Source organism: Undibacterium sp. GW821-FHT11B02, from assembly GCF_058808955.1.
In genome coordinates this window covers 310,170-328,162 of sequence record NZ_JBXASD010000001.1, presented here as the reverse complement: position 1 = coordinate 328,162, position 17,993 = coordinate 310,170, and the positions used below count along the sequence as shown (strand labels likewise).

The 17,993-nt window shown below is 51.4% G+C and carries 12 protein-coding genes; 3 read left to right on the top strand and 9 right to left on the bottom strand.

Translation table 11 applies throughout. The features are described 5' to 3' along the window. The first annotated feature begins 41 nt into the window (after positions 1 to 41). The gene (locus AC1RVX_RS01475) at positions 42 to 4,802 is read left to right on the top strand and encodes an NAD-glutamate dehydrogenase (protein WP_493214794.1); all 4,761 of its coding nucleotides are present in this window, start codon (positions 42 to 44) and stop codon (positions 4,800 to 4,802) included. A 229-nt stretch (positions 4,803 to 5,031) separates the two neighbouring features. Here the strand turns inward: AC1RVX_RS01475 and AC1RVX_RS01470 are convergent, their stop codons facing one another. The 7 genes from AC1RVX_RS01470 to AC1RVX_RS01440 all read right to left on the bottom strand — a co-directional run bounded on the left by AC1RVX_RS01470 (position 5,032) and on the right by AC1RVX_RS01440 (position 13,130). After that, positions 5,032 to 5,550: a hypothetical protein gene (locus AC1RVX_RS01470; RefSeq protein ID WP_493214793.1), complete on the bottom strand. Its 519-nt coding sequence runs from the start codon at positions 5,548 to 5,550 to the stop codon at positions 5,032 to 5,034. A gap of 296 nt (positions 5,551 to 5,846) precedes the next feature. Continuing rightward, positions 5,847 to 7,301, bottom strand: a complete 1,455-nt coding sequence (gene gabD, locus AC1RVX_RS01465; RefSeq protein WP_493214792.1) for an NADP-dependent succinate-semialdehyde dehydrogenase — start codon at positions 7,299 to 7,301, stop codon at positions 5,847 to 5,849. Positions 7,302 to 7,313: 12 nt separating this feature from the next. Continuing rightward, positions 7,314 to 8,150: an ABC transporter permease gene (locus AC1RVX_RS01460; RefSeq protein ID WP_493214791.1), complete on the bottom strand. Its 837-nt coding sequence runs from the start codon at positions 8,148 to 8,150 to the stop codon at positions 7,314 to 7,316. A 13-nt stretch (positions 8,151 to 8,163) separates the two neighbouring features. Then, a complete protein-coding gene (locus AC1RVX_RS01455) occupies positions 8,164 to 9,447 on the bottom strand; it encodes an ABC transporter permease (RefSeq protein WP_493214790.1) in 1,284 nt (427 codons plus the stop codon). Positions 9,448 to 9,545: 98 nt separating this feature from the next. After that, positions 9,546 to 10,577 carry an ABC transporter substrate-binding protein gene (locus AC1RVX_RS01450; protein WP_493214789.1) on the bottom strand — a complete coding sequence of 344 codons (1,032 nt, stop codon included), beginning with the start codon at positions 10,575 to 10,577 and terminating at the stop codon, positions 9,546 to 9,548. 70 nt (positions 10,578 to 10,647) lie between these two features. Next, entirely contained in the window at positions 10,648 to 11,769 is a 1,122-nt protein-coding gene (locus tag AC1RVX_RS01445; protein ID WP_493214788.1) for an ABC transporter ATP-binding protein, read from the bottom strand. 92 nt (positions 11,770 to 11,861) lie between these two features. Next, positions 11,862 to 13,130, bottom strand: coding sequence for a 4-aminobutyrate--2-oxoglutarate transaminase (locus AC1RVX_RS01440; RefSeq protein ID WP_493214787.1), 1,269 nt, complete (start codon positions 13,128 to 13,130; stop codon positions 11,862 to 11,864). Positions 13,131 to 13,581: 451 nt separating this feature from the next. Between AC1RVX_RS01440 and pdxR the strand changes: the two genes are divergently transcribed. Together pdxR and AC1RVX_RS01430 are read left to right on the top strand one after the other, a co-directional pair. Then, positions 13,582 to 15,081, top strand: coding sequence for a MocR-like pyridoxine biosynthesis transcription factor PdxR (gene pdxR / locus AC1RVX_RS01435; protein ID WP_493214786.1), 1,500 nt, complete (start codon positions 13,582 to 13,584; stop codon positions 15,079 to 15,081). Between the two features lie 164 nt (positions 15,082 to 15,245). After that, entirely contained in the window at positions 15,246 to 17,315 is a 2,070-nt protein-coding gene (locus tag AC1RVX_RS01430; protein ID WP_493214785.1) for a M13 family metallopeptidase, read from the top strand. A gap of 77 nt (positions 17,316 to 17,392) precedes the next feature. Here AC1RVX_RS01430 and AC1RVX_RS01425 read toward each other — a convergent pair whose 3' ends face one another. After that, entirely contained in the window at positions 17,393 to 17,584 is a 192-nt protein-coding gene (locus AC1RVX_RS01425; protein ID WP_493214784.1) for a hypothetical protein, read from the bottom strand. Positions 17,585 to 17,677: 93 nt separating this feature from the next. Further along, a complete protein-coding gene (locus AC1RVX_RS01420) occupies positions 17,678 to 17,929 on the bottom strand; it encodes a hypothetical protein (protein ID WP_493214783.1) in 252 nt (83 codons plus the stop codon). Positions 17,930 to 17,993: the final 64 nt, after the last annotated feature.

The following is a 17,993-nucleotide window of genomic DNA, read 5'->3' as shown; positions in this document are numbered from 1 at the left end:
CAAACTCACCTCTCGTTATCTTCCAATCAGAAGGAGAACGTATGACCATTTCCCACTTCGCTGAGCTGATCGCTTATGCGCAAGCGCACACAGGACCTGCTACTGAGCGTCAGGGCCAATTTATTACGGCGTATTTTGAAAATACTGACCCGGATGAAATCATCACCCGTGGACCGGCAACTCTGTTTGCGCAGGCGAATGCCCACTGGCGTTTGCTCGATGCGCCGCGTACAGCACATACACCGAAGATACGCGTGTTTAACCCGACCTTGGCAGAAGACGGTTTTGTCAGCGACCACACAGTGGTGCAAATCGTCAACGACAATATGCCTTTCCTGGTCGATTCGGTGACGATGGCGATTAACCGTACAGGCCGTACTGCGCACTGGATCGTGCATCCACTGATGAGCGTGGCGCGCGATGCCAGTGGCAGTGTGACTTCGGTTAGCACCGTGGCAGCCGCCAAGGCTGCCGGACGCAATGACCCGGTTGAATCCCTGATCCTGGTTGAATGTGACCGCATCGTTGACCAGGTGGCGCAACAGGCGCTGGTAGAAGATTTGCAGCGCGTGTTGTCTGATGTGCGTGGTGCTGTGGTCGACTGGAAACCCATGCTGGAAAGGGTCAGTGCAGTACGTGCTGCCTGCGAAAAATATACCCAGTCCCCCGAAAAACGTGATGAAGCCATCGCCTTTTTGCAGTGGCTGGAAGATCGTCACTTCACCTTCCTGGGTGCCCGCGATTATGACTTGCGGCGCGATGGTGACGCGGTCAGTCTGGTGGCCTTGCCCGAATCTGGCCTGGGCATTTTGCGTGGTGCAGTAAAAACCTCGGAAACCCGCCTGCCGGCAGAAGTGATAGCCCTGATGGAATCGACCGAAATGGTGATGGTTACCAAGGCCATGACACGGGCCACCATACACCGGCCAGCCTGGTTGGACTATATCGCCGTCAAGCGTTTTGACGACGCTGGTAATGTCATTGGTGAATCGCGGTTCCTGGGCTTGTATACCTCCACGGCGTATTCTGAACCAGTCAGCAATATCCCGCTGGTACGCCAGCGTGTGGCAGATGTCATGAGTACTTCGGGCGTGGTGCCGGAAAGCCATGCTGCCAAATCCCTGCAAGCCATACTTGATGATTATCCGCGTGATGAATTGTTCCAGATCGACACGGCCACGCTGGCGGAACATGCGATCGGTATCTTGCGCCTGCAAGAACGCCAGCGCACGCGTTTGTTCCTGCGCCGCGACCCGTTTGGTCGTTTCACTTCTGCCCAGGCTTTTGTGCCTCGTGACCGCTACAACACCGAGTTGCGGGTAAAGATTGGCAATGAGCTCATGATCGCTCTGAATGGGCAGTCTATCGAATTCACACCCATGCTGACCGATAGCCCGCTGGCACGGATACATTATCTGGTGCGGGCCAAAGACCATGCACCACAAAATGTAAACCTGAATATGCTGGAAGCGCGTATCGCCAAACTGGCGCAACGCTGGGAAGACGATTGCACGTCAGAATTGTTGCGCTCGCATGGTGAAGGCAATGGCCTGAGCCTGGCGAATCGTTTTGCGAATGCTTTCCCTACGGCGTATCGTGAAGATTTTTCTGCATTGGTCGGTGCAGAAGATGCAGAAATGCTGGCCAGCCTGAATGCAACTTCACCGATGATGGTCAAGCTGTATAGACCACTGGATGCCGGGCCGGGCATGTTACGCTTCAAGATTTATAACACCAGCAAAGTGGCTTTATCCGATTCCCTGCCTGTGCTGGAACACATGGGTGCCAGGGTATTGGATGAACATCCTTATGCCATCGTCAGTGGTGCCGAGACTTTATGGATACATGATCTGGGTTTGCAATTACCTGTCAACACGGATTTATCCGCAGTCAAACTGCGCTTTGAAAACCTGTTTTCACAAGCCTGGAGTGGCGATGTAGAAAGTGATGACCTGAATCGCCTGGTGCTTAGTACCGCGCTGGATGCACGTTCCATCGCTGTTTTGCGTGCCTGTTCACGTTACTTCAAGCAACTGGGTTTTGCCTATAGCCAGAACTATATAGAAGCAGCATTGAACAAGAATGCGCCAATTACGCAACTGATCGCCGAACTGTTTGGTGCTCGCTTCAAGCCCGATTATGTCGGTGACCGCGAGCAGGCCCAAAAGCATATACGCGAACAGCTGGAAACCCAGATGAGCAATGTAGCGAGCCTGGATGAAGACCGCATCTTGCGCCAGTTTATCGCCACTATCGTCGCCACCTTGCGTACCAATCTGTGGCAAACCACGATGAGCGGCGCGTTCAAACCCTACATGAGTTTCAAGCTTAATCCTCGTGAAGTACCGGGTGTGCCAGAACCTAAACCCCTGTTTGAAATCTGGGTGTATTCACCACGTGTTGAAGGCGTGCATTTGCGTGGCGGCAAAGTGGCCCGTGGCGGCTTGCGCTGGTCTGACCGACGCGAAGATTTCAGAACGGAAATCCTTGGTCTGGTAAAAGCCCAGCAAGTCAAGAATACGGTCATTGTGCCAGTCGGTTCCAAAGGCGGTTTTGTATTGAAGAATGCGCCACCGGCGACAGACCGCGAAGCCTATCAGGCAGAGGGTGTGGCTTGCTACAAAATCTTCCTGTCTGGCTTGCTGGACCTGACCGACAATATTGTCAAGGGTGCGGTAGTTCCACCGAAGCAGGTCATCCGTCATGATATTGACGATCCTTACCTGGTGGTAGCGGCGGATAAGGGCACGGCAACCTTTTCGGATATCGCCAATGGCGTATCGGCAGATTACGGTTTCTGGCTCGGTGATGCGTTTGCATCCGGTGGCTCGGTCGGCTATGACCACAAGAAAATGGGTATCACCGCCCGTGGCGCATGGGAATCGGTCAAGCGTCATTTCCGTTCCGTGGGTGTGAATACACAAGATACCGAATTCACCGTGGCCGGTATCGGTGACATGTCAGGTGACGTGTTTGGTAATGGCATGCTGTTGTCCCAGCATATCAAGTTGGTAGCAGCATTTGATCACCGTCATATCTTTATCGACCCATCACCGGATGTCGCGGCTTCATTCGCCGAGCGTCAGCGCCTGTTCAACCTGCCGCGTTCCAGCTGGGATGATTATGAAAAGAGTTTGATTTCTGCCGGTGGCGGAGTCTATCCACGTACGGCAAAATCCATCAGCCTTAGCCCTGAGGCACGCGCTGTATTGGGTATAGAAACGGCTGAACTGGCTCCGGTAGAATTGCTGCGCGCCATTCTGCAGGCACCAGTTGATCTGCTGTATAACGGCGGCATAGGCACCTATGTCAAAGCCAAATATGAAACCCATGCGCAAGTCGGTGACAAGGCAGGCGATGCCTTCCGCGTCAATGGCAATGACTTGCGCTGCAAGGTTTTGGCAGAAGGCGGCAATTTGGGTTGTACCCAGAATGGCCGTATAGAATTCGCGCAGAAAGGTGGCCGCATTTATACCGATGCGATAGACAATTCTGCTGGTGTCGATTGCTCTGATCATGAAGTCAATATCAAGATTCTGCTGGGTAGCATCGTCGAAGCAGGCGACCTGACGCTCAAGCAGCGTAATGACTTGCTGGCCTCGATGACGGATGAAGTCGGCCACCTGGTATTGACCGATAATTATTATCAAAGCCAGGCGCTGGATATTGGCACACATCGCCCACTATATGTACTTGATGGCCAGCAAAGGCTGATGCAGTCGCTGGAAAAACAGGGCCGTCTGAACCGTGCCATTGAATACCTGCCCAGCGATGATGAAATTTTCCATCGCAAGGCCTTGAAGCAGGGCCTGACTGCACCGGAAGGTGCGGTAGTACTGGCCTATGCCAAAATGTCGGTGTTTGATGAACTGGTGGCCAGCAATTTGCCGGACGATCCTTTCTTCAGCCGTGCATTGAAAGCTTACTTCCCGCAAGTCTTGTCTGAACGTTTTGCCGAAGCAATTACGCATCATCCACTGAAACGTGAAATCATTGCCACCTTCATTACCAATACGGTAGTGAACCGTGCCGGTGCGACCTTCGTCAACTTCATCGCATCGGAAGCTGGTGCGACCGCAGCTGATGTGATTCGCGCCTTCACCCTGGCACGTGAGATATTTGACCTGGAACCATTGTGGGATCAGATTGATGCACTCGATTATGTGGTTGATTCAAAACTGCAACTGGATCTGCTGTCCAAGCTGATTGCGATTGCGCAAAGGGCTTCACGCTGGATGCTGCGCATACGTTCGCAAAGCACCGATCTGCCGACGCTGATACAGCGTTATCAGCCGGCAGCGCGTGAAATGCGCTGGCAACTCGACGACTGGCTGCCTGCCAATGCCCATGCCAACTGGCAAAAAGAGGCAGATGCATTGACGCAGGCAGGTGTCGAAGCTACATTGGCGCAAAACCTGACAGCGCTGGAATACATCTTCCCGGCACTGGATCTGGTAGATCTGGCACAAAGCACCAGCAGTGGTTTGGAACAGGCGGCCCGTGCCTACTTTGGTATCGATGACGAGCTGGGTCTGACTGGCTGGCGTAATCAGATCAACCGCCTGCCTACAGACACACTCTGGCAGACCCAGGCGCGTGGCAGTGCACGTGACGATGTGTATTCGATTGCCAGTCAGATCACCCGTGGACTATTGTCGCGCCAGGAAGAAGTCAGCAACTGGCGTGCCCAGCATGCCCCAGCCATAGACAGGCTGACCGCTCTGCTGACCACCATCAGCGCACAGGGACCAGACCTGGCACCGGTATCGGTAGCTTTGCGGGAATTGCGTCACCTGGCTTGATGTATCGCCTGCTGAAGCATTGATTTATCTAGTGGACTGTAACAATTGAAAACAGAGCGTCTGTCACGTGCGCGCCGACCATGGCTGCGTTGCAAATGCTCGCGATAGTCCCACTATCGCTGCGCTTTGCTCCTTGCCCTGATCGCCGGGCACGCGCCATTCACTTCTGTTTCAACTGTTACAGTCCACTAGCCGGCCTGTGTTGACTGACAGGCCGGTTTTTTCATTCTTATTTTTTGCTGACTGGCTTGCAGCTAGCATCCAGCACATACTGTACGGGTTTTTGAACTTTCTTTTGGTCTTCCATATTTTGCACACGTATCGTATTGCCAGTGATTTTCCACCTGGACATGGACACATCCAGTTCATGCAATTTGCTGCAATCGGCAGTCTTGTAAAACATCAGAAAATCGTTTGAACCGCTGTATTCGTGGGTGACCAACACCTGCTCATCCTGGCTGAAGTAAATATCTTTCCTGACCCAGATACCGCTATTGATTTCACATTGGGTATGGTTGGCGAGTTGCTTTACCGTCAGTGGCGGATCAGGAAAAGCATCTACTTCAGGATCATTGGCATCGCTTTTGAAGTTTAATTCGACAGAATTGGCTTTTGCCTGAAATACCTTATAGTGCCCCGGCGTGAGTGGTTCTACGGGAACGTGATGTAACTTGCAGCCAGCGGCATGGGTCTGCGATATCAAGATGCAATTGATTGCAATGAATAAGACGATTTTCTTAAGAGGCATAATCAATTCGACAGCAACGTTGTAAATATGCAAATCCTAAGTGATATAAATCGAAGCAGTCAAGGTAATTAGCATTCTTTCTTGAGCGCTGCCGCTCGCCGGGATAGCTGGCAAACCGGTTGGTCGATATGCCGGCCAGCCCGGTGCCGAATCGATAGAGGCTATCCAATGACAGGAACAAAGGTGTGTATTGACGGCGCTACTGAAACGTTGTGGTATCCACCCTTCAGGCCGACCAGTGCGTGACACCACGGAGATAGCGTTACTCTGGTTGCTGCTACCGGCATATTTGCGAATTACAATCCACCAAGGCAGACGTATTTCATCACCAGGTAATCGTCCATGCCATAGCGTGACCCTTCTCTTCCCAGCCCTGACTGCTTCACACCACCAAACGGTGCAACTTCATTCGAGATAAGTCCTGTGTTGACACCGACCATACCGCTCTCCAGTGCTTCTGCCACGCGCCAGATGCGGCCAATGTCACGCGCGTAGAAATAACTGGCCAAACCAAACTCGCTGTCATTGGCCATGGCAATGACGTCCTCGTCTGTTTTGAAACGGAACAGTGGAGCCAGTGGGCCAAAGGTTTCTTCGCGGGCAACCAGGCTATCGGCACTGATATCTGCAATGACGGTAGGTTCAAAAAAGGTGTGTCCCAAAGCATGGCGTCGACCACCGGTCAATATCCGGCCACCATGTGCTACGGCGTCGGCAATATGTGCTTCAACTTTCTGTACAGCTTTTTCGTCGATCAACGGACCCTGATTGACTTCTGCTTCCATGCCATTCCCAGGGCGCAGTTTCTCTACGGCTGCCACCAGCTTTGCCGCAAAAGCGTCGTATACGCCGTCTTGCACATAGATGCGATTGGCACACACACAGGTTTGTCCGGCATTGCGGAATTTGGATACCATCGCGCCCTCCACTGCGGCGTCGAGATCCGCGTCGTCGAACACGATGAATGGTGCATTTCCACCCAGTTCCAGAGACAGTTTCTTGATCGTCTGCGCGCTTTGCTGCATCAGCAGGCGACCAACGGCGGTTGACCCTGTGAAGCTCAGTTTTCTCACTGTCGGATTGCTGCACATTTCTGCGCCGATTTCTTTAGGTGTTCCAGTCAGCACACTAAACACGCCTGCGGGCACACCGGCACGATGTGCCAGTTCCGCCAAGGCCAGCGCAGAAAAAGGTGTTGCTTCAGCCGGTTTGACCAGCATGGGACAGCCAGCGGCCAATGCAGGGCCGGCTTTTCGTGTGATCATCGCTGCAGGGAAATTCCAAGGTGTGATCGCGGCACAAACCCCGATTGGTTCCTTTTGCACCAGCAGGCGGCGATCGCTCCAGGGGGACTGCAAAGTGTCACCACTCACACGCTTGGCTTCTTCGGCAAACCATTCAATAAACGAAGCGGCATAAGCGATTTCGCCTTTTGCTTCGGCAAGTGGTTTTCCTTGCTCGGCGGTCATGATCAATGCCAGGTCGTCCAGGTTGGCCAGCATCAAATCGTTCCAGCGGCGCAAAATCGCGCTGCGCTCTTTGCCTGTTTTTTTCCGCCACGCTGGCCATGCATCCTTTGCTCCCAGAATGGTACGTTGTGTTTCAGCAGTGCCCATTCGTGGCACATGTCCTAACAACTCACCAGTTGCCGGATTATGGACTGCAAAAGTACTGCCATCGTCAGCATCACACCAATTGCCGTTCAAATAGGCTTGCTGACGCAGCAATGTTGAATCTTTAAGCTGTAACATGAGTTTTCCTGATTAAAATTTTGCCGCAGCCTTGTTACGGCCACGCAGCCACTCCAGTGCGAGCAGCAGGCAAGTTGAGAATACGATCAGTATCGTTGCCAGCGCAGCGATGGTGGGGCTGATATTTTCGCGTATGCCAGTAAACATCTGACGTGGCAAAGTTGTTTGCTCTGGTCCTGCAACAAACAAGGTAATCACAACTTCGTCAAACGATGTGGCAAAAGCGAACAGGGCACCGGAAATCAAACCGGGTGCAATCACTGGCAAGGTAATGCGGAAAAACGTTCTGATTGGGCCTGCTCCCAGACTCAGACTGGCTCGCACCAGATTGTGATTGAAACCCTGCAAGGTCGCCGACACGGTGGTGACGACAAATGGCGCACCCAATGCGGCATGGGCAAATATCAACCCGGTATAGCTGTCTGAAAGCCCGATTTGGGCAAAGAACAAATACACGCCGACACCTACCACGACCACTGGCACGACCATAGGTGAAATCAGGATAGCCATCAATAATGCCTTGCCGGTAAATGCGGCTTTATTCAAGCCCATTGCTGCCAGCGTTCCCAGTACGGTAGCAATGACTGTGGCCAGTGGCGCAACGATGAAGCTGTTTTTCGCGGCACGCATCCATTCATTTGAATGCAAGAGGTTGTCATACCAGCGCAAAGAAAATCCAGGGATAGGATAGGCCAGAAATGTACTGTCTGAGAAAGACAGGGGAATGATGACCAAAATTGGCAAAACGAGAAACAGCAAAGTCAGCACATTTGCAGCTCGCAGGAAAATGAACCATATACGTTCAATGAAGGACGCATGGGGAGGAAAAAGTGGCAAAGAAGATTTCATTTGATCATTTCCCTTACGAAGCGACTTCGGTTTTTGTGAAGCGCAGATAAATGCTATACAACACCAGTGTCGCAGCGAGCAGCAGACTACCCAAGGCACAGGCCATACCCCAGTTGATCGTTACATTCGTAAAATAGGCAATGTAATAGCTGACCATCTGTTCATTTGGACCACCCAACAAAGCAGGGGTGATGTAGTAGCCGAGTGCCAGGATAAACACCAGTAATCCACCGGCGGCAACTCCAGGTAAGGTTTGCGGCACGTACACACGCCAGAATGCAGCGAAAGGATGGCTGCCCAGTGAAATGGCGGCACGCATATAGGTAGGCGGGATCGCCTTCATGACGCTATACAAAGGCAAAATCATGAACGGCAACAGAATATGGGTCATGGAAACATACACGCCAAAACGATTGAAAAGTAGTTCAAGCGGTGCCTGTGTCAGTCCGACTGCCATCAGCCCTTTATTGACCAGGCCTTCCGACTGCAGCAGAACGATCCATGCTGCGACCCTGACCAGTATCGAAGTCCAGAACGGGATTAATACCAGGATCATGAACAGATTGGCGCGCCGCTCGGACATCAGCGAGAGCCAGTAAGCAAGTGGATAGGCGGTAACGAGACATAACAAGGTCACTACCAGGCTGATGACAAAGGTACGTGAAAATATCTTGACGTAGACTGCCTGCTCATCATCGACACGTTCAAATTTGCCGAAGCGGTCTTGCTTCATATCCAGTGAGGCGAGCAGGTAATACGGGGAATATCGTGCGTCGTTTTTGGCAATGATTTGCCAGTATTCTGGTTGCCCCCATTGTTCATCCAGCGCAATCAGGGCTGGTTTCACTTCTTTTTCTGTCAGCGGATGGCCATCGGTATCCAGCAGTGGCATGGCACGGACTGTCTTCATGATGACGGAACGGGCACCGGGAATTTCAGAATTGATGCGGCGTGCCAAAGTCCCACCTGTATTGTTGTCTTTGGCAATGGTCAGATCGGCAGACAAGGCAGAGTACGCAGCGTCATCCGGTAAGCTTTTCTTATCCCAATGACTGAGTGCCTTTATTGTCTTTGGCAAAGTTGATGCTACTTCGGGATTATCGACCGCGCGGACGAGCAATACGGCGATGGGAACGATAAACGTGATCAGCAAAAAAATGGCGAGGGGGGCGATTAACGCAAGTGCTGTAATTTTCTTGCGCAACTGTGCTGCCCGTAAGTCGCGCTTCAATTGTGATCGCGATCTTTCGGTAGCTATACCAGAAACCGGCACTGTTGCGATTGTTGCTGTGGTCATGTCGGAATGCCTAAGGATGTCGAACTAAGTCGAACCAAGTCGAACGATGTCGCCCGAATCAGCGGGCGACATCCATTTTTATAGAAGCGGAGCCTGAATTATTTTGCTGCCCACGCTGCGAAGCGTTGTTCCAGGTCTTCTCCGTGGTCGGTCCAGAATTTCAGGTTTTGCTGGATCGCATCCTTGGCGTTATTGCTGGAAGTCGGCAAATCAGCCAGTGTTTTCGCATCCAGTAATTTCAGTGCGTTCACGTTCACTGGGCCATAAGCGATTTTTTGTGCATAATTTTTCTGTGCTTCTGGCGTCAAGGCAAAGGCAATGAATTTTTCTGCAGTCTCTCTGTTGGAAGAACCTTTAGGAATCACCCAGAAATCCAGGTCATAGATACTGCCTGCCCAGGTAACCTTGAGGTTACGGCCTTCACGTTGTGCGGCATCAATGCGTCCGTTAAATGCTGTTGTCATCACGACGTCGCCAGCAACCAGGAATTGTGGCGGTTGTGCGCCGGCTTCCCACCATTGAATATTTGGCTTCAGTGCATCCAGTTTCTTGAAGGCGCGGTCAACACCGGCTTTGGTTGCCAGCACGTTGTACACGTCTTTAGTCGGAACGCCATCGGCCATCAACGCAAATTCAAGGTTGTAGCGGGCGCCTTTGCGCATGCCGCGTTTTCCTGGATATTTTTTTACATCCCAAAAATCTGCCCAACCAACAGGTGGCGACTTGAGTTTATCGGCGTTATAAGCCAGGACGGTTGACCAGACAAAGGCACCAACACCACATTCATGCAGGGCTTCTGGCATGAAATCAGATTTTTTTCCTAGTTTGCTGATGTTTATTTTTTCCAGCAAACCTTCTTCGCAGGCACGACCAATTTCACCTGATTCGACTTCAACTACGTCCCAGCTAACTTTTTTTGCTTCCACCATGGCTTTAATTTTTGCCATTTCGCCGTTGTATTCGACGGAAACAATTTTATTTCCAGTGGTGGTCTGAAATGGTTCTACATATGCAGATTTTTGTGCATTACCGTTGGCACCACCAAAATTGACAACGGTAATTTCAGCAGCTTGTGTCAGACCAGTAGACAGAAGCAGTGAAAGCAGTACAGGTTTTATAGCAGGTTTCATATTGGCTCTCTTAGTTTGGGTTTACAACGACATCGACAAATAAATAATGCTTATTTTTTTACGGGCAGAGCTAGATGAATACTCGCAAGCGATCGGGATCAACTTCCAGCGTGACACGTGAGCCTTCCGATAAACTTGACAGTGCAGGATCGTTCAAGGTCAGCTTGACAAAACAATCCTCCTGCTGCGGCAGCTCACACCGTACACGCACGTGGTCACCAAAATAGATCAGATCTGAGACCGATGCCTTGAGAATGTTGCCAAATGAGTTGCCGGTGGCATTGACATCCGTGCCCAGGCGTATGCGCTCGGGACGCACACAAGCAACCACATCCTGGTTTGCCTGTGCAGCATTGGCATTGATGCCGCGAAGTATGCTGCCGTCCGGGAGTGCAACCTCGCAATTGCCGTTATTGCTGGAAACCACGCGTGCTTTGAATTTATTGTTGTCGCCTATGAACCCGGCTACAAACTGGTTTTCGGGATATTCGTAGAGGTTATCTACGACAGCCAGTTGCTGGACGATACCTTGATCAAAGACGGCCACCCTGTCTGACATCGTCAGCGCTTCGCTCTGGTCATGGGTGACATAGACGAATGTTAATCCCAGGCGGTGATGCAGGGCCTTCAATTCCAATTGCATGTGCTCGCGCAATTGCTTGTCCAGCGCACCCAATGGTTCATCCATGAGCACCAGTTCAGGGTCGAATACGAGAGCACGTGCCAGCGCAATGCGTTGTTGTTGTCCACCAGACAGTTGTGCAGGATAGCGGTCTATGAATTTACCCATTTGCACCATATCCAGTGCCTTCTTGACTTTGTCGGCGCGGCTGCTGGCATCCATGCCACGTACCTGCAGCGGATATGCCACATTTTGCCCAACTGTCATATGTGGAAATAAGGCATAGTTTTGAAACACCATGCCGATATTGCGCTTGTGGGGTGGCACTTTGTTCAAGAGCTTTCCACCCAGATAAATTTCTCCGCCGGTAGGAAATTCAAAGCCGGCCAGCATCATCAGGCAGGTTGTCTTTCCCGAACCTGAAGGTCCAAGCAAAGTAAGAAATTCTCCTTTACGGATATTCAGATCCAGATGCTTGACGACCAGATTTTCGCCATCATAGGTCTTTTGCACCCCACGAAAAGCTACCAGTGTGTCTTGCCCGTCGTCCGTCGTATGTTCCTGTTTCAAGCTATGTCCCCTGTATTTGCGTTCACTACTTTTTCCGACATCAGCAGACGCTAGAGCTGAAACATTGCAATAGCGTCCACTTACCTGAGAGATCAGGCTTGCTGCATCGCCTCGGCGAGTATGGAAAGCGCTTCGTCCATCAGTGCATCGGTGGTCGTTAATGGAAACAGGAAGCGGATGACGTTGCCGTAAGTACCACAGGTGAGTAGCAGCAAACCTTTTTGCAGGGCCAGAGTCTGCACGCGCTTGGTGAAGTCTGCGTCAGGCTGAGCACTGACAGGATCGCTAAATTCTACTGCGACCATGCCGCCCAATCCGCGTATATCAGCAATGTGAGGCACTTTGGCGCGCAATGAATTCAGCTTTTCTTTCAAGCGGTCACCCAGCGCTTGTGCACGTTCACACAATTGCTCGTCTTTAATTACTTGCAATACCGCCAGGGCTGAAGCAATCGCCAAAGGATTCCCTGCATAAGTGCCTCCCAAACCACCAGGCGCCGGTGCATCCATGATTTCAGCCCGGCCACATACCGCAGCAAGAGGCATGCCACCGGCCAGGCTCTTAGCCATGGTCATCAGGTCGGGTGTCACCGCGTAGTGTTCCATCGCAAACATTTTTCCGGTTCTGGCGAAGCCAGTTTGTACTTCGTCTGCAATCAGCAGAATTCCGTGCTCATCGCATAATTTACGCAAGGCTTGCATGAAGTCGACGGGTGCTGCATAGAAGCCACCTTCGCCTTGCACAGGTTCCAGAATGATGGCGGCAACACGCTTGGGATCGACATCAGCTCTGAACAGCGCTTGCAAGGCTGCCAGGGAATTGGCCGTACTGACACCGTGTAATTCGATAGGGAATGGTACATGATAGACCTCTGACGGCAAGGGGCCAAATCCCAATTTGTAGGGAGCCACTTTACCAGTCAGCGCCATGCCCATCATGGTGCGGCCATGAAAGCCGCCAGTAAAAGCGATCACCGCAGAGCGGCCTGTTGCAGCCCGTGCAATTTTGATTGCATTTTCAACTGCTTCTGCACCAGTCGAAAACAATGCTGTTTTCTTGGCATGGGAACCCGGTGTGATCTGGTTGATCTGTTCAGCCAACTCTATGTAACTTTCATAGGGAACGATCTGATAGCAGGAATGGGTAAACTTTTCCAGTTGTGCCTGAATGGCGCTGACCAAGCGTGGATGGCGATGGCCTGTGTTCAGAACAGCAATACCGGCGGCAAAGTCTATATAGCGCCGGTTTTCGACATCCCAGAGTTCTGCATTTTGGGCATGCGAGGCGTAAAACTGACACATGACACCAACACCGCGTGGCGTAGCGGCTTCTTTGCGTTGTTGTAAATCGACATTCTTCATATATTCATTTCCTGTTCTAGAGCAATACGTCTGTTATGACTAGAACTCATTTCATAAATAGGGGCGAGATGCGTTTGCCTCATAACGTGGGCTGGCAAGGCGGACGAGGCAGTCAATAGCGGTGCTATTGACAACGAGTCCAACGCAGTCCAGCACGCGTTATGTGGCAAACCCTTCGGGAACTGACGATTTGGGCGTATTGCAGCGTTGTGCCGCTTGCTAAGGCACCAGCCTTAGCTGCGCGTCACGCCTTGCACTACATCCCAAATCGCCTTGTTCGCATTCGCTCCTATTTATGAAATGAGTTCTATGTGATAACTCATATTAAGGTCGATTTGGTGCTATCTTATATATCCACTTTTGATTATTTGATGGTGCCACTTTGCGGGGGGCAATTGGTGCTATCGTATAAATCGTATGTATTCAATCCCGACTATTAAATGGTGGTATTTTGCGCATCGCCTCTTTGCCAGATTTTTTGCTGCAGCGTATAGACCGTGCCAATGGTGGTCCGGTCAATCGTCAGATTTACCAGGTGATCCGTGAAGCGGTGCTGTCTGGTAGTCTGCCTGCGGGCCTGCAAATGCCGTCGTCCAGAGACTTGTCCAAAGAGCTGAAAATGTCGCGCAATACTGTCACGTATGCGTATGAACAATTGATCGCCGAGGGCTATCTGGAAACCAGGCGAGGCGCAGGCAGTTTTGTTGCAGATACGGTTTCCGATCAGATCGCTACGTTGTTCCCACACAACAAAGCAACTGCAGATAGGGGGGATGCGCAAACCGGCTCATCAGGTTTGTCACAGCGCGGCAAGCAATTACTGCAAAAGGCCGGGGTCAGTGATTTGCAGTGGGGAGCATTTATGCCTGGTGTGCCGGACGTCACCCTGTTTCCCAACAAGATCTGGAGCCGTTTGCAAAATAAAGCCTGGCGACGTTCCCGCGCCGATCTGATGACCTACGGCGATGCTGGCGGCCACTACCCATTGCGGGAAGCTATTGCCGACTATCTGCGGGTTGCCCGGTCTGTCAACTGTAAAGCAGAGCAAGTGTTGATTACGACGGGCATACATCAATCCATCGATCTGATCATGCGCATGCTGGGCGAAAACGGTGACCGGGCCTGGCTGGAAGATCCATGCTACTGGGGTACGCGCAGTGTCTTGCAGTCACAAGGGATACAACCAGTGCCGATTCCTGTCGATGCAGAGGGCATGTGTCTGCATCCCAAGGATTTACAAGTGCCACCACGTTTCATCGTAGTTACCCCATCCCATCAATATCCGTTGGGAACGGTGATGAGCCTGTCACGGCGACGTATGTTGCTGGAATATGCCGCAGCCCAGAAGGCATGGATCATCGAAGATGATTACGACAGTGAATTCCGTTACGGCAGCAGGCCCCTTGCTTCGCTGCAAGGCATGGATGTGAATGATCGCGTGTTGTACATGGGAACGTTCACGAAAACCATGTTTCCCGGATTAAGGGTAGGATTTCTGGTGGTACCGGAAAAGCTGGCCGATGCTTTTGCAACCGGGCATTCTGAACTGTATCGTGGTGGGCAAATGTTCATCCAGGCTATCTTGTCCGACTTCATGCGGGAAGGACATTTTGCTTCCCATATACGGCGCATGCGCTTGCTTTATGCAAAACGCCTGAACCTCCTGCAGCAAGCCATTCAACATCACTTTGGTGACCAACTGGCAACTGGCGGTGGCGAAGCGGGACTGCATCTGGCGCTGGAATTGCCTGCAGGGTCAGATGATTTTGCCATCAGCCGTGCTGCCCGCGCCATTGGCATTGTCGCCCGCCCCTTGTCGCGCTACTACATGCATAAGTCGACTGCCAAACCTGGTCTGCTACTGGGCTACGCCTGCGTTCAAGACGACCAGATACAGCCAGCTTTTGACAAACTTGCACAGATCATTAAAGCGCACTGGCCAGAAAAATAGTTGGCACTGGCACAAAATTGTTAACCGGCGCTGGGCTGCCAGGCAGTCTATGGTCTGAAGCAGCAAGAAAATTAGAAAATTCCTGGAACTCGTTTGTGAAAAAGCCTTCCAAGCCTATGCTGTCGACCAAATAGCAATGACAACATTCCACAAGAAAGAAATCCATGAATAAGACGCAGTTTCAATTGAAACCCCTTGCCAGGGTGTGCCTGCAGATCATGCTGGCGTTGCCTTTGATGCACGTTCAGGCAAATGCCGTCGATGTGCCCACCGCAGCGGCGACAAACAAAGACAGTGACATGGATACTTCCGTTGCACCGGGCGACGACTTTAATCGTTATGCCAATGGCGGCTGGGAAAAGACGGCGGTCATTCCTGATCATAAAGTCGCTGTAGGCATTTTTGATGTACTGGTGGAAGAATCCGACGCCAAGGTCCAGAAGCTGATAGAACAGGCGACCAAGGCCGAGGCTGGCAGTGCGGCCCGCAAGATAGGTGATTTTTATACTTCTTACCTGAACACTGATGCCATTAATCAGCGCGGCCTGGTACCTTTGCAGGGAGAGATGCAAAACATTGCTGACCTGAAAGATAAAACTGCACTGGCAAGCTATCTGGGTAAACACTTGCGTGCTGATGTCGATCCTATTAATGCCACCAATGTGTTTACCGAAAACCTGTTTGGCCTGTGGGTGTCGCAAGGCTTCCATGACCATAGCAAGTACATGCCCTACCTCTTGCAAGGTGGTTTGGGTTTACCTGACCGTGAATACTATCTGTCAGCCAGCCCCAAGATGGCTGAACTGCGAAAAAACTATCTGGCGCATATCGCCGCCACTCTGAAGCTGGCAGATGTACCGGATGCGGAGCAGGCAGCCAAGCGTGTATTTGATCTGGAAATGCTGATCGCCAAAGGCCATGCAAATCGTGAAGCAACATCAGATGTCCTGAAGGCCGATAATACCTGGAGCATGGCTGACTTCAACAAGAAAGCCCATGGTATGGACTGGGTTGCCTATTTTAAGGCAGCAGGTCTGGATGGACAAAGTAAATTCATCATCTGGCATCCGGGTGCCTTGAAAGCGTCGTCGGCACTGGTGGCGAATATACCGTTGGCAAGCTGGCAGGATTATTTGCGCTTCCATTCCATCAACCAGCGTTCGAATGTGTTACCACAAGCTTTCTTTGATCAGCACTTCAAGTTTTACAGTGCACTGAGCGGTGCCAAAGCACCGCAACCGCGCTGGAAATATGCAGTGGCAGCAACCAATAATGCCCTCGGTGAAGAAGTTGGAAAACTGTATGTGGCTGAAAATTTTTCGCCAGAATCCAAGACCCGTATCAATGGCATGGTGAATAATTTGCTGGCTGCTTTTAGTGAGCGGGTCCAGGCCCTGAAATGGATGGCTCCAGCCACCAAGCAGGAAGCCCTGGCAAAAATCAAGTCCACCTATGTCGGTATTGGTTACCCGGACAAATGGCGTGATTATGCCGGTCTGACCGTGGATGTGACTGACGCTTTCGGCAATCGTGAACGCTCGCAGGAATTTGAATACCGTCGCGCATTGGCGAAATTTAGCCAGCCTGTTGATGTCACCGAATGGTGTATGAACCCGCAATTGGTGAATGCGGTCAATATGCCGCTGCAAAACGCCCTCAACTTCCCGGCTGCCTATTTGCAATCACCCAACTTTGATTTGAATGCCAGCGATGCCAGCAATTACGGTGCATTAGGTGCCACCATAGGTCACGAGATCAGCCACAGCTTTGATAATTCCGGTGCCATGTTTGACGCAAAAGGTGAATTGCGCAACTGGTGGAGCAAAGCAGACCTGGCGCATTTTCAGGCATCTTCCAAAGCTTTGGTCGCCCAGTTCAACCAGTACAAACCTTTCCCTGACCTGGCCATCAACGGTGCACAGACGCTAGGGGAGAATATCGCCGATCTGGCTGGTCTGATGGCAGCGTACGACGCCTTCCATGCTTCGATGAAACAAAAGGGGCAGGCCATCAGCAAAGAAGATGACAAGGAATTCTTCCTGGCGTATGCGCGCAGCTGGCGCGAAAAAATGCGCGATGAAGCCCTGCGCACCGTTGTTATCACTAATGAACATGCACCAGGACAATACCGTGTGCTGACTGTGCGTAACCTCGATGCCTGGTATGACACATTTGCCGTGAAGCCTGGGCAGAAACTTTACCTGGCACCGAAAGATAGAGTAAAGGTCTGGTAACAAATAGAAGCCCAGGTTGGGCCAAGCCGCTGGAAAAAGACCATTATCGTGGCTTTGCCATGAATGGTGTTGGCGCGTTACAGTTCAGTGGCCATGTCGTCGAAATTACTGTGGTTAAGCCTGGGTAATTTCGGCTGGTAAAAATTACTGCAGCAATCTATCCTGGCCCTGTTGGGTGAAATTAGTTTATGGATGGTCAGGTCGAGCAGGGCAATTTTGATACCCTTGCTCAACCTGGCACAGACATCGCTGCTGGATGTGCTGCTCATGAGTACAGGTGACAACAGATGTTGAAAATAAAATCGGCGCACATTGCGCCGATTTTATTTTTCCTGCTGTTTTGCCAGCAATTAGTTCGTCAGTTATTTAGCAGATACTGCTTTTGTTTCTTCAGTTTTTACTGTCTTTTTCGCAGTCTTTTTTGCTTTCGCATGTTTGACATGTTTCACAACTTTTTTCTCGGCTGTTGGCGCTGCAGGTGCAGCAGCAGGTGCCGATGCGCTGGCAGAGGCAACTGGCGGAACCGCTGTTTTTGCTGGCTCCGCAGGAGTGCTAGCGAACGCTGTACCCATAGCGAAGGTAGCAGCAACGAGAGTGGCGATCAGCTTGTTCATGTTAAATCCTGTTCTGTGGTTGATTTCTTTTACGTAGTCAGTCTACGTAAGCCAAGAACGCGAT

Excerpts from the sequence above, each read along its gene's own strand:
- AC1RVX_RS01475 (WP_493214794.1), top strand. The coding sequence starts at position 42 with ATGACCATTTCCCACTTCGCTGAGCTGATCGCTTATGCGCAAGCGCAC.
- AC1RVX_RS01470 (WP_493214793.1), bottom strand. The coding sequence starts at position 5,550 with ATGCCTCTTAAGAAAATCGTCTTATTCATTGCAATCAATTGCATCTTG.
- gabD (WP_493214792.1), bottom strand. The coding sequence starts at position 7,301 with ATGTTACAGCTTAAAGATTCAACATTGCTGCGTCAGCAAGCCTATTTG.
- AC1RVX_RS01460 (WP_493214791.1), bottom strand. The coding sequence starts at position 8,150 with ATGAAATCTTCTTTGCCACTTTTTCCTCCCCATGCGTCCTTCATTGAA.
- AC1RVX_RS01455 (WP_493214790.1), bottom strand. The coding sequence starts at position 9,447 with ATGACCACAGCAACAATCGCAACAGTGCCGGTTTCTGGTATAGCTACC.
- AC1RVX_RS01450 (WP_493214789.1), bottom strand. The coding sequence starts at position 10,577 with ATGAAACCTGCTATAAAACCTGTACTGCTTTCACTGCTTCTGTCTACT.
- AC1RVX_RS01440 (WP_493214787.1), bottom strand. The coding sequence starts at position 13,130 with ATGAAGAATGTCGATTTACAACAACGCAAAGAAGCCGCTACGCCACGC.
- AC1RVX_RS01430 (WP_493214785.1), top strand. The coding sequence starts at position 15,246 with ATGAATAAGACGCAGTTTCAATTGAAACCCCTTGCCAGGGTGTGCCTG.
- AC1RVX_RS01425 (WP_493214784.1), bottom strand. The coding sequence starts at position 17,584 with ATGAGCAGCACATCCAGCAGCGATGTCTGTGCCAGGTTGAGCAAGGGT.
- AC1RVX_RS01420 (WP_493214783.1), bottom strand. The coding sequence starts at position 17,929 with ATGAACAAGCTGATCGCCACTCTCGTTGCTGCTACCTTCGCTATGGGT.